Consider the following 12,797-nt stretch of genomic DNA (forward strand, 5'->3'; position numbering starts at 1 on the left):
AGTCCAAAGTTTACCAGCCTTAGGGTGGTTGGTTGATTTATTTCAGTCCAAAGTTTACCACTTTGCTGGATGCGGAAACTGACAATACGGCGCAAAGTTTACCACTTTTGATTCCAGAGTTGCTGTTGGCCATTATTCATGCCGTTGCTTTGCTTCAAAAAGCATGGCCAATAAAGTGACTTCGATGCAACAGATTCGATTACTGATTCAATTACAGGAAAAGGGGTTTTCTTTCCGCGCCATTGCTGCTGAACTCAAATTATCCCGGCAACCCGTTACCGAATATGCTAAACGCCTAAAGGGCTCCGGCTTATCCTGGGAGCAGCTTCGACAGCTTCCTGATGCTGAACTTTCTGCCATCGTATACCAGCCTGCTGTATTGCCGGATTTAACGGACAATATCCGCAGGATTGAGTTCAATACCCGGCTGGCATATTTTCAATCTGAACTCAAACGTACGGGCGTTACTAAACTTTTACTGTGGCAGGAATACAAAGCCGAATGTCCGGATCCTTACCAATATACCCAGTTTTGTATCCTACTGAAAGAGGCCAGTAAAGTTGCACAAGCATCCATGCACCTGGTGCATGATCCGGCTGCGATGGTGATGGTAGATTTTGCCGGAGATAAAATGCAGTATACAGATAAGTATACAGGAGAGCTTATCGATTGTCCGGTACTGGTAGCCGTTCTACCCTTTAGCAAGTACACCTTTGCCATGGCCCTGCCCAATGCCAGTATCCCTCAGGTTATTACAGCGATGAACCGTTGTTTGCTCTTCTTTGGTGGTGTACCACATAGCTTCAAAACAGATAATATGAAGCAGGTAGTCATCAAATCCTGCCGGTATGAACCTGAGTTCAGTGTTGCCATGCAGCAATGGGCCATCCACAACAATATTACTTTACTGGCTACCCGGGTTGCCAAACCCCGGGATAAGGGTGCTGTAGAAAATGAGGTCAAAATTGCGTATCAGCGTATTTATGCACCGCTACGCGACAAATCCTTTGCCAGTATCCAGGAACTCAATGCTGCTATTCTCCAACAACTTACGCTGCATAACGAAAAACTATTCCAGTTAAAAGACCACAGCCGGAAACAATTATTTGAAGAGCAGGAACAGGGGCTATTGCAACCCCTGCCAGCTGAATCTTTTGTAATCAAACACCAGGTGCTGGCAAAAGTCCAGAAGAACTACCATATTACCCTCGGTGAAGACTTCCATCATTACAGCGTTCCGTATCAGTACATTGGAAAAAAGGTGAGCGTTGTATATGATGCTGATCATGTTGAGATCTACTATCAGCAACAACGGATCGCGTTGCACCGGCGCAGTTACAGTAAGCACGGAATTACCACTACCGGTACGCATATGCCGGATGGGCATCAAAACTATGCAACACAACAAGGCTATACACCTGCCTACTTTTTAGCAAAAGCAGCCAGTATCGGTCCGGCTGTTCAACAATACATGGAACAAGTACTCAAAAGCAGAGCCTATACGGAACAAACCTATAATGCCTGCCGGGGTATCCTTCGATTGAACTTAGAATATGGCCCTGACCGGCTCCAGGCTGCCTGCAGCTGGGCATTAACAGGCGCTGTTTTTAATTATAGAACCATCCAGAATATTCTGCTCACCAAACAGGATCAACTCTACGGTCAGCAGCCACCCAACCTCTTCCATCTTCCGGAACACCCCAATCTCCGGGGACCGGATGCGTATCAATAACTGCCTTTTTTACCACTTAAATACATCCATTATGAATCAGCAAAGTACGCTGGATCAACTTCAAGATCTCAAATTATTGGGCATGGCTAAACGCTATGAAGCCGTCTTGCAGCAACCCATTCACCAACAACCGGAAGCGCATGCCCTTATCGCATCCCTTACCGAAGCAGAGGCTGGTTATCGGATCCACCAACGAACCCAGCTCTATCTGCGATTAGCTAAACTTCGCTACAACGCCACACCAGAACAAATCAATTGTACACCTGGCAGAGGCTTTACGAAAGAAATGCTAATTGCACTCTCTGATGGCACCTACATTGAGAAAGCAGAAAACCTGTTGATCACCGGTGCAACAGGCTGCGGTAAAAGTTATTTTGCCTGCGCTATGGGAAGGAATGCCTGTTTGCTCGGCCACCGCACGCTGTATTATTCTATGAACCGGTTTATTGAGGCACTAGCTGCTGCTAGAATTGATGGAACTTACATCCGGTGGCTCAATATGATTGCTAAAACACCTTTATTGATTATTGATGACTTTGGGTTACAGCCGTTAAACCACGACATGAGGCTCACACTGCTGCAGATCCTGGAAGATCGCTTCGCGAAAGGAGCAACCATCGTAACCTCCCAACTTCCTGTAAGTAAATGGCACGAATACATAAATGAACCAACACTTGCTGATGCAATCTGTGACAGACTGACAGCAAATGCACACAAGATAGAATTGAAAGGAGAATCGTTACGAAAAAAGAAAAACAATTAAATTACACTAGCTTCAGCAACTCTCTTTAAGTGGTAAACTTTGCGCTGAAATACTGGTAAACTTTGACCGTAATATCCAGTCCTGAGAAAAAGAGGCTTTAGAAACCAATATAAAGACCACCCAAAAGCAAACACGTCTTTTCATCATTTAATTTAAATTAATATAATTGAAATTTGTGGGCTGTCTTTAAATAACGAACAACGTAAAAGCATTGTCGATGTGGCTGGAATTCATAACTAAGTTCGCCCGACTACCAATGCCCAATAAAGATAAAATGTTTCAAATAACGACAGTTGCCTAATAGTATTCCTTCAGCCCGAGCCACGGTCTAATAGCATTACTTTAGCCTAATGGCATTTCCGTCAAGCCAACCGTATAGCCAATGCATTGTTGTATGCCGATTTTCGATTTACTTGTACTTCCCCTTAAAGTCAAACTGTCGTCTTGATATTTGTCCCACAAACTCCGAAGAAAGGCTATTCCCAAGTTTATATCTCAACTTTGTTTTAAAATCACCACCATAAACTGGGGCAAGAACACACATTATGTCCTTGGGTTTAAGTAATATATATTCAAGACCTATGCCACAGTCATAGATGTAACGAATTTCGACAGGTTTCCAAACTTTATCGATGTCAAGAGCCTCCAAAACAATTGGAATAGTGTATCCATATCCTACTATTGTTGTGGAGTCTGTTTCATTATGTATAATTATTGGATTGGCTTTATAATATTTGTATTCCGGCTTTTTAGACCACCACTCATACTCCTCAAGTGTAACATGGGTCAATGGGTCAATGCTGATTTTGAGCTTTCCATTAGTATAATATGCATACTTATTTCGTACAGTATCATCAATTAAAACTTTGTTATCGCCTATTGCGACTGATTTATCAGGTATCGGTTCAATTGTGATTGTGTCTTTGAATGGCCCTAAATATTGGACAACCCTTTCTCTCATTTCTATTCCCATAGCAATTTTTGGCTTACCTTTTCTTGAATATGTGTCTTTGAATAAAGGAAGTCTAGCCTGTCCAGAACAAATGCTGATAGAAAAAGCTGTTAATATTGTTAGTAGAATCTTTTCCAATTGCTTGTTCTTTAAAGTGGCAAACAACGGTTAACTGTTTTGTGCATTAGCGGCAATAGCGTACTGTCATCCGAAATGATTACTAAAGTAAAATATTTATTCAATTGCCTGGATTAAGAACGTTGAGCCGCTATTGCTTAAAACCGATGTTATGCCCGGTTATTTTGATGTGAGCTTTGCCTTTAGTTCAGTAAGCCTGATTTCATATTGCTTCTTTGTCACCATACCAACCGCTTTTTGCTTGTCTTTGTCAACTTTGAGCCAATAGTCACCACAAATGGAAATAGCATAATCAGTAGGTCTTTCATCTTCGTGAACATGTCCTTTAGAACCGTCTGACGCCTTGAAAAATGCAATTACATAATATTTTCCTTTGTCAAATTGCGAAAGGTAAGGACGACATAAAATTCCGTTGTCGCCCCAAACGACGAGCTTCTTTCTTACCTCTTCTCCTTTATAAACGTCGACAATTTCAACCTCCATAGACATTGGTGTTTGCTTGTCGTAAATATTTCTAAAGCTTAGGAATTTTGTCACCTTAACCAATGCCACAAACTCAGACTTCGGTGCAACTGTCAAAAACTCTCCTTCAGAATCACAGTCACATGCAAATGACAGTTGTCCGGTAAGTAAAAGGGAAAGTGTCAGTATAAGCCTTGTTGCTTTTCGCATAATTGTGTGTCGACTAAATTGGGCAAAACGTTTAGGGCTTTGCGTTCGGTGGAAAATTTATATTCTTCCGCTCGGAACAGGAGCCTAATATAGATTTAAAAGTTCAAAGAGATTCTGTTGCTGGGTTGCACTGGGTCGAGAAGGAACCGAATCTGATTAATGTACTACTGCTTGGCTCGACCTTGCGTCAGCCCCGCTGACGCAAAACCATTTGTTAGTGGCGTGTTGGTTTAGTCCCAAAAATCATCGTCATTAATTCTTTTAACTGTTGTTGTTGCGTTTCCTTTTGAGTCATAGCTATATAATATTTTTCTTGTATAGGGTGTCGAAATATGTATGAATTGTTTTGTAACTCTGTCTTCTTTGTCATATTCGAAGCGATAGTAACTGCTCTTATATTTATATATGACTACCTCATTGTCTAGCGTATCAGGCTTATCACATGTAATTCTCCACCACTCCGAATAGGCAATAAGTCCTTTTAAATTAAAGTGTGTGACAACTGAATCCGTCATACAATTGTGTCTGTGAATTTGTTTTTCACTTTTAATAGTCAGATCATTCTTGTCAAGGTAAGTTAGTATCAAAGAGTCTTTCGACTGAAAAGATGTGTCGATTTTCCTTAGATTTTTCAGTAGTCGCACTTGTCGAAGACTTGATTCTTTTTGGTCATAAAGTTCATAAAACTTCCTTTTCCAGTCGTTATACTCTGTCCTAGTAAAACATGTGTCTCGGAACTGTTGTCCAGAAACTGCAACCGTTAAAAACAGAAAAAATATGAGAAATGGAAGTTTCATTGCAATTGCCACTAACGTTGAGGTATTTATACAGGTGTGGTATTGGCACTACTCATGCTGATTATAATTATAAAGATGCCGTTATATTCGTCCGCCTAATATGTAACGTCCAGCCACACTTGCAAAAATACCCATGTTGTGAGTTCGCTATTCGTCACTCACCATTAGAAGTTCTCGTCTAATGAATGCTGTCCGGCTATTTAAAAGTTCAGCATTTTCAATTGTCGGGTCAACCGGAACAGGATAGCATTCGTCCAAGGGGCTTCCTCTTTTAACATTGTCAGCCCACTCTTGCATAAGTTCACAATATGTTTCCAAAGCTTCATGTCCAGTAGTGATACTTTTGTCTAAATAAACGGATGGCAAGTCACCCACAATAACCCAAATGAAGTTGTCAACGGTGTCATTTAATGGTTCAATTTCAAACAAGAAAACCCCAAGCTTTTCATAGATGCCGTGTTCCTTGTCGTACCACACTTGTTTTATTGAGATACACCAATCGAAACTCTCCAAATAGTTTCTAGCTTCATAGTATAAACCTAAGATAGATTCTATCTCTTCGATTTCAGATAAATTGTCAAGATTTATTTCTGCCATTTTTGTTAAGTGAAAGATGCAAGTAGTTGTCAAATTATACTATGAACGAAATGTTTTTTATAGTGACGCACAACGAAAGCGGCTTGGCGATGTAGCGGCATTTGATAATCGTCAGCCCGTATCCGCTGCTAAATTTATAAATAAACATTCATTTTATATTCTATTGCTCGGCGTTATTCTTCGGCTTGAAATTAAGCCGAATAGCGAACAAAAAGATGAGTATATATACGTCGCCCCGCCATATTGCCAAACCGCCTGTTGGCTGCAGTATTATTGTGCTGCTGCATAAACATGTCCAGCAATAGAAATTGTATCTGAATACGTTTCTGTCCACCGGTGAAGTACAGATATTTTTACTTTCATAAACCCCTTTAAGTTATCTCCTTTGTCATAAGATGCTTTGTCTAATTTAATACTTGGTTCTATAGCTGTAAATATTGGCTTTTTGTATGAGCTATCTGTAATCGAAAATAGTTGTTCGAACTGTACGCTTAAGTTTTCTTTGACTTTAAGGATATTCAACTGGTAATTGGAAGATGAATCAGTAACTTTCAAAAATAATGAGTCACTTTTCTTTACAGCTTCACACTTGGTTAGCTCTACCTGATTACTGTCGGAGAAATAAATTAAGACGCTTGATTTAGGGTCGGGGAATTCTCCATAGTTTTTCCTAACATTTTTTTTGTTACTTGTCTCGCAGGAAAATAAAAATAGACAGAATGATATTTTTAAAAATATATGGTTCATAATGGTCGCAGCCAACGAGCAGGGCGTTATGCAGGTTGGGAAGTAGCATTCCGTATGCCCGGCGCCGCTGCCGATTGAAAGACTGATGATGTATTTAAGTACAAAAGCTCAAGATTGTTTGTCCAGCCCCGAATCACAGCTTGGCGATGCAATTAGCCGAAGTTTGCTGGTTATGCCCAACTTGCATAAAACCCAATGTTATATGCTGTTTTAGAATTCCTTTTTATCTCTTTCACAGTACCAGCTTGCTTGACAATCGAAAAGCAAACAACCGCCGGGATAGTATTTCCTTTTACTCTGCTTCTTGTCTTTTTCAGTTTTAGTAGTGTGTAGTCCGTAACGAATTGGAATAACTTCGTCTTTTCTTTTGCAAATTGGACATACTCCGTCTTTTGTTTTGTCATACGGACAAATAGAGGAATAATCAATATTTACCTTTTCGTTCTCTGCCTCACTAAGATGAATTACATATCGAGTGTCATAAGGATAAGAACGTCGGGAGAATGAAATATAAAACGTGTCACTGGGTAAATTGTTGAAATGAAAAGAAAAGTCATTTTCAAGTTTAACACTGTCACGAATAATTTTGGATGTTAAAATGATATAGGTATTATCGAGTACAAATTCTTTATTTTCCGAGTCAAGCAAATTTAGCTTTCCGGTAATTTTCCCAGTTTGAGATTGTCCATACATGAAACTCATAAGGAAAAAGGAAAGAAGCCTGAACTTTATACTCATAGGTCTGTCATTATCGGATGCTCAATAAATAGCATATAACGCTAGAGGATTGGCGCCGGGGCGGTCCCCGTGTTAACCTAGTTGATGATTTATACTGTTGTCAAATAAAGTTCCGAATGCTGAGTCTTTGATTGAAAGCCGCCTTGGCACCAATACCACTGTTATTCGCTTTTCTGCTTTGTTTTGGAATACTTCTTTTCTAATATGGCTTGTAAATCAACTGGATAAAGGGAAAGTTCTATATCTAAACCTAATTCTCCGGCAAGTTTTAATAGTTCATTTGGGAATATTTCTGATTGTGTTAGGATATTTTTCCTATCTATTTTTAAATCAATACCAAAGTCTAAAATAGCGCAATCAATTCCTTTTGTAGAGTTTATATGAGCAAGTTTTTTCTTGTTCCTTTTAAGGTATCTAATTGTATCACTAATTTGCTTTTTCAGATTATCAAATTCTGCTTTACTTGTCTGAATAGATATTAATGATTGAGTCAATTTTTCTCCGTCTGAGTTAGTTTTGAGTTTTGCTTGCCCTTTATAGCTTTTTCTAGTTGGTTTTATTTTGCTTTTTTCAATGAAGCGATCAACGTCAAAATTTTTTCCGCAGATCCATAATATGCAACTCATTGTAAAAATTTATCTGTGTTATATATCTTACGAGTTATATTACTCTTATTTAGTATAATATAATTTAAGAATGTTCAATTCGTGTTGCGCATAACGGCCTTGGCTTTCTGCTGTGCTGATATTTTGCGATTCTTTAGCCCGAACCGAAGCTTAGTAAAGTTATTACAGTTGATGTTATATTCTGCAGCTCGGCTTTATTCGTCAATCCCGAACTGCAGCCGATAAGCGAACGGGACGATCAGTACATATTCTTTAGCCAGCATAGCAGAAATCCCCATGTTGGATGCAGCTATTTATTAGTTACAACTGATTTGCTTAAGAAAGTCAGAGCTAATTGTTCTGCCGCTTGTTTTGTGTCAGGATTAAAAAGGCAAAACGTTATTGTGGTGTCTTCACTGAAAACCTTGATTAAGTAAAAATCTCTAATTAGGAATATCCTCTTTTTCAGTTTAATGTCTATTAATGTCGAGATGCGAAAAGTTACTTGATGTTGTCTAGTTAATGGTGTCAAGTAAGTAAATGTTACATTTTCGTCATCAAAGAATAATTCTGTTAGATATTTTCTGTCAAGAAGAAAACGTCCAATAATTGATCCAACAATAAGTCCGCAGAGAACAGCTGAGGAAAAGCTATTTGATAATCCATAATCAGGTACGATGTCCTTGAAAAACAATAATGTCATCCAAATCAATGGAACTGATAAAGTATATGCTAAAACTTTGAGCTTCATTTTTGATAATGCGTTTTCATAGTTGCAGCCAACGGCCGGGGCTTGGCGCAGGCCGGTCTAATTTAGGAAATTTTCCGGCGAGCCCCCACTTATGAGCCTCCTTTAAGATGGGGGCAAGCCAGCGGAGGGCAGGCTTTCGCCAAACCCTATGTTGGCTGATGTTGCAGTTTTAGCTAGACCATATACTCCCAAATTCGAAGAAAAAATAGAATAATAGAAATAATTGTCAACAAAGATGAAACCAAGATATTAGTGATTCGTTCGTTTTTACTTATAGCTATAATGCAGCATACAAGTGAAATGATACCGAACGGTATAAAAAATAGTTTACGTTCACTCCGAATTAACTCAGTTAATCCGAATAGTGCCTGATTTTTTCCGCTTGAGTGACGATATTCCGCTGCTAGAAGATTATTGACATAAACTAATCCTATTATACAAATTATACTTCCTATAATTGACACCATTGAATATTTATTCTTCATGAGGGAAATATTCTTTTGCAATTTCAGCCAACGAGCAGGGCTTTATGCTAGTTGGGAATTATTATTCGTCCGCCCACAACCGCTGCTGATTGAAAAACTGATGTTGAAATTAAGAACTAAAGCTCAAAGTTGGTTGTCCTGCAAGAACCACAGCCAGGATTTTCAATTAGTTGATGTTTGTTTGTCGAGCACAACTTGCATAAAACCCCATGTTGTGCGTTCGCTTATTTTTTATTTGGGTCGTAGTTTGAAAAGTCTGGCCTCTCCGTGTTTGTCCATGTAAACTTATATCCTGTCACAAGAACTTTCATATCCCAATCTCTTTTTAGCTTGATATGTTTTTCGCTAATGGTCAAAATTAGAGTCCAGAATGAAATTATCATTATTGCCAATGTCCAAAATGATCGTATCAGAATTTTTGAAATAGTAAATCTTGTCCAAATGCGTGTAATAAAGAACATGACTAAAAACCAAAACAAAAAGTAGATTACAAAGTCGGCACTAAACTCAATTATAAAAAGTTGAAGTGACATTGAAGTAAACCAACCGTCACCGACGAAAGCAAAAGGAAATCCAACCATCAACGTGTCAGGTGCATCAACTGGTATAACGTACCACCATTTAGTAAGTGTCCCAAAAGAAATTATTGCAAACGGTAAAACTAAACGCCACGTCAATTGTCTAATTGTCATGTTTTAGCGTGTCTGGATTAAGTGACGCACAACGCGTTTATTTATGTTATTAAGCGCTGGGTTTGGACTAAAAGCATTGCTTGGAAATCAAATTGATAGTTTTATATAAAACACATTTACCTGGCATCAATACAAAATGATCATTTAAAATTAATTAAGCTGAATGACCAGGAAAAAACCCTCTTTCTAATTAACGACCCAATGTACACGCCTTCTAATAAAACAAAACACGGTTTATAAAACTATCACCACCAAAAGACCTCAATTAATCTGGCTTATAACTGAGGCGGGAAAAAGATTGCATCCATGCCTAGCTCATAAAAACCCACCAAGCTTAAACCTACCCCCCAACCACCATTACCCAAAGCTTCGCCAACTCACCTACACTAGGATAAATTCAAAAGCCCACTTAAAATCTCCCCCCCCCCCCCCCAGCAGGGTCTGCTATGTAAAAGGCCCTATCCCCATCAGGGTTTCCCGAAGGGGACCCTGATGGATAGCAAGAGGGAAGTCAATCGCGGTCCTCTACTACCGCACAATCTGAAATAATAGGCAGAATCATCGGGGTCTCCCGTAGGGGACCCCGATGAGGTTAATTAACCCACCCCATATCATACCCCAGCAGGGTCTCCTGAAGAAGACCCTGCTGGATAGCAAGAGGGAAGTCAATCGGGATCCTCTATCACTTCAAACTCTGAAACAATAGGCAGATGCATCGGGGTCCTCGCCGGGAGACCCCGCTTAGGTTAAAAGAAGTCCTATCTAAATGATAGTAAACCCACATTTTATTTTTTATATCCTTTTAAGGTCAATTCAGCTATGTCCCTTACAAGTTGAGTTGGTGAATTGCAGTCACAATTGGTTAACCCAATTACATAAATATCTTCACTTGGGACATATACGCCCATTGTCTTAAATCCAAAAATACTCCCACCGTGTTCCCTACTCGGTGTTCCCTTTAAATCTTTTATATGCCATCCATACCCATAAGTGAACTCTTCACCATTGTTTAATTTGTATTTGGTAAATGCCTTTTGAGCATTTTCACTTTTTAAGAGTACATTTTGATTTAAGGCATTTTGCCATTTTAACATATCGCTTAATGTTGACATCAAAGCACCTGATGCAAAAGGAACACTAAAATTGATTATCGTTTTATTCACATATCCAGTTTCCTTTTTTTGATAGCCATAAGCTCTTTTGGTGATAATCTGCCTGTCAGTAGCATAACGGGAATTATTCATTCCTAGCTTTTCAAAAATATTTTTCTGGATATAGTTTTCGTACGATTCGCCGGAAACTATTTCAATGATATATCCTAAAAGAAGGTAACCCGAATTATTGTATTCAAACTTCTCCCCTGGCTTAAAGTCATCAGGTTCATTCTTGAAAAAATCTACCATCATTTTGGGTGTCATTTCCTTTTGTGCAATGTCTCCCAAAGTTTTCATCTTTGTAAAATCCTTAATGCCTGATGTGTGGGTCAATAAATGATGCAGCGTTATTGAGTCGCCTGATGGATAATCTGGAATGTATTTTGAAACGGTTTGCTTTGTGTCCAACTTGCCTTGCTCTTCCAACATTAAGATGGCAATAGATGTAAATTGCTTTGTCATAGAACCTAATTGGAATACACTCTCAGTTGTTAGATCAACATTCCATTCAATATTAGCTTTTCCAAATGCCTTTTCATAAATAGGCTTTCCATTCTTAGCAACCATAAAAGCACCTCCTGGCCCATTTTTATCTTTCAACACATTTAGAATGACACTATCAATGTCTTTGGCAAGGTTTTGTGCATATACACTATTAGCCAGAACAGTAATAAATAGAAGGAGCAGGAATTGGTTGTTGAATATTCTTGAATATTTCATATAAGTCATTTTCATTTATATTGTTTCAAATTATTTGAACTATCTAGTAAATATCTCAGCTAACGGCCGGAGCTTTGCGTTTGTGTGTACCTACCTGTGTTCACAATAGAGTTTTCTGGTGAAAAACTTTCAACTGACTTTATATGAAAGCCATTCGTAACTAGTGTAGAAACAATATTTGAGAAGTTTATTGTTGTCAATGTTTGAAATCTGTTAGGTTAAGGTTTGGGTGTTGCCATAGGGTTGCACATAACCGAACAGAGCTTTATGCAGGTCAGGGATTGTTATTCGTCCAGCCCGGACCACAGTTTGGATTTGTAGTTTGTTGATGTTTGCTGGTCATGCCCAACTTGCATAAAAACCAATGTTGGTTGCTGTTATTCTTTAGAAATAACTTGCCCAAACATCAAAAGTCTTTCTTAAACGTCCACAATGGAAGTTTGCTTTTTGGCTCTGTAAGTTCTCTCAATACTGTAAAACCAAGGCTTGAATAAAATTTAATATTAGATGGTTGTGCTGTTTCTAAATAAACACTGGTTTGATTGCCTTGGGCTTTTGTCAAGATATGTTGCATCAGTGCTTTTCCTAAGCCTAAACCGCTAAAAGCTGGATCAACGCCAATAACCATTGTATACCAATGTGGTTCCGGGGCATCTTGTTTATGAAAAGGATCTAAAAAATCCATGACGCTAAAAAAACGGTTTGCAGCATCCTCACCGAGCAAGGCATGTATATTCCCCAATCCTCCCTTTTCTGCTTTTTCAGGTGTGACATCAGTACTGCCTGGCGTCAGCCATACCACAGCGCCTTCCAAATTTTGCGTGGTATAAACTTCTCCGAATAAGTTCCCGTATCGAAGGACAGCTTCGAAATGAGCGGGAGATTTTTGCTCTCTTTCCCTTTCAGTAGGAAAAACATATGTCTGCAAAGGATCATTCATGAACGCTCTTGACAATGATCGGGAAGAAGTCCCGATACTTTCTTCAGAAATGGGATAAATGGTTATCATAGACCTATACTTTTCTTCATTGTACTCGCTTGTATATGAAATCGACCTTCTTCTCAAAAACACTCCCATTCACCGCCGCTTCTTCCAAGAAATGTAGATTTTTCCCAACCGGGGTTATCGTTACTCGCCATTTTGTTGTCCTCTCTGGTAAAACTCTTTGACCCTCGAAAATGAAACGGTCTGTTTGCCAAATTCCTCTTAGTGTTCTGGAATTTCCCGAAGGATACAATCCATAATAAATATAG

At 39.0% G+C, this 12,797-nt stretch carries 11 protein-coding genes; 2 read left to right on the forward strand and 9 right to left on the reverse strand.

Going from position 1 to position 12,797, the window contains the following annotated elements:
- The first annotated feature begins 184 nt into the window (after positions 1–184).
- Together istA and istB are read left to right on the forward strand one after the other, a co-directional pair.
- Positions 185–1,732: an IS21 family transposase gene (gene istA, locus KJS94_RS14415; protein WP_214448183.1), complete on the forward strand. Its 1,548-nt coding sequence runs from the start codon at positions 185–187 to the stop codon at positions 1,730–1,732.
- A gap of 31 nt (positions 1,733–1,763) precedes the next feature.
- A complete protein-coding gene (gene istB / locus KJS94_RS14420) occupies positions 1,764–2,495 on the forward strand; it encodes an IS21-like element helper ATPase IstB (RefSeq protein ID WP_214448184.1) in 732 nt (243 codons plus the stop codon).
- A 409-nt stretch (positions 2,496–2,904) separates the two neighbouring features.
- Here istB and KJS94_RS14425 read toward each other — a convergent pair whose 3' ends face one another.
- The 9 genes from KJS94_RS14425 to KJS94_RS14465 all read right to left on the reverse strand — a co-directional run bounded on the left by KJS94_RS14425 (position 2,905) and on the right by KJS94_RS14465 (position 12,552).
- Positions 2,905–3,585 carry a hypothetical protein gene (locus KJS94_RS14425; protein WP_214448185.1) on the reverse strand — a complete coding sequence of 227 codons (681 nt, stop codon included), beginning with the start codon at positions 3,583–3,585 and terminating at the stop codon, positions 2,905–2,907.
- 159 nt (positions 3,586–3,744) lie between these two features.
- Complete coding sequence (locus KJS94_RS14430; RefSeq protein WP_214448186.1) at positions 3,745–4,257, reverse strand: hypothetical protein; 513 nt, start codon at positions 4,255–4,257, stop codon at positions 3,745–3,747.
- A 944-nt stretch (positions 4,258–5,201) separates the two neighbouring features.
- Positions 5,202–5,651, reverse strand: coding sequence for a hypothetical protein (locus tag KJS94_RS14435; protein WP_214448187.1), 450 nt, complete (start codon positions 5,649–5,651; stop codon positions 5,202–5,204).
- A 270-nt stretch (positions 5,652–5,921) separates the two neighbouring features.
- Positions 5,922–6,413: a hypothetical protein gene (locus KJS94_RS14440; RefSeq protein WP_214448188.1), complete on the reverse strand. Its 492-nt coding sequence runs from the start codon at positions 6,411–6,413 to the stop codon at positions 5,922–5,924.
- 195 nt (positions 6,414–6,608) lie between these two features.
- A complete protein-coding gene (locus tag KJS94_RS14445) occupies positions 6,609–7,136 on the reverse strand; it encodes a hypothetical protein (protein ID WP_214448189.1) in 528 nt (175 codons plus the stop codon).
- Between the two features lie 161 nt (positions 7,137–7,297).
- Positions 7,298–7,762 carry a DUF4279 domain-containing protein gene (locus tag KJS94_RS14450; RefSeq protein WP_214448190.1) on the reverse strand — a complete coding sequence of 155 codons (465 nt, stop codon included), beginning with the start codon at positions 7,760–7,762 and terminating at the stop codon, positions 7,298–7,300.
- A 289-nt stretch (positions 7,763–8,051) separates the two neighbouring features.
- A complete protein-coding gene (locus KJS94_RS14455) occupies positions 8,052–8,492 on the reverse strand; it encodes a hypothetical protein (protein ID WP_214448191.1) in 441 nt (146 codons plus the stop codon).
- 1,962 nt (positions 8,493–10,454) lie between these two features.
- Positions 10,455–11,543: a serine hydrolase domain-containing protein gene (locus KJS94_RS14460; RefSeq protein ID WP_214448192.1), complete on the reverse strand. Its 1,089-nt coding sequence runs from the start codon at positions 11,541–11,543 to the stop codon at positions 10,455–10,457.
- Positions 11,544–11,949: 406 nt separating this feature from the next.
- Positions 11,950–12,552, reverse strand: a complete 603-nt coding sequence (locus tag KJS94_RS14465; RefSeq protein ID WP_214448193.1) for a GNAT family N-acetyltransferase — start codon at positions 12,550–12,552, stop codon at positions 11,950–11,952.
- Positions 12,553–12,797 lie beyond the last annotated feature (245 nt).

Source organism: Flavihumibacter rivuli (genome assembly GCF_018595685.2).
Lineage (GTDB): Bacteria > Bacteroidota > Bacteroidia > Chitinophagales > Chitinophagaceae > Flavihumibacter > Flavihumibacter rivuli.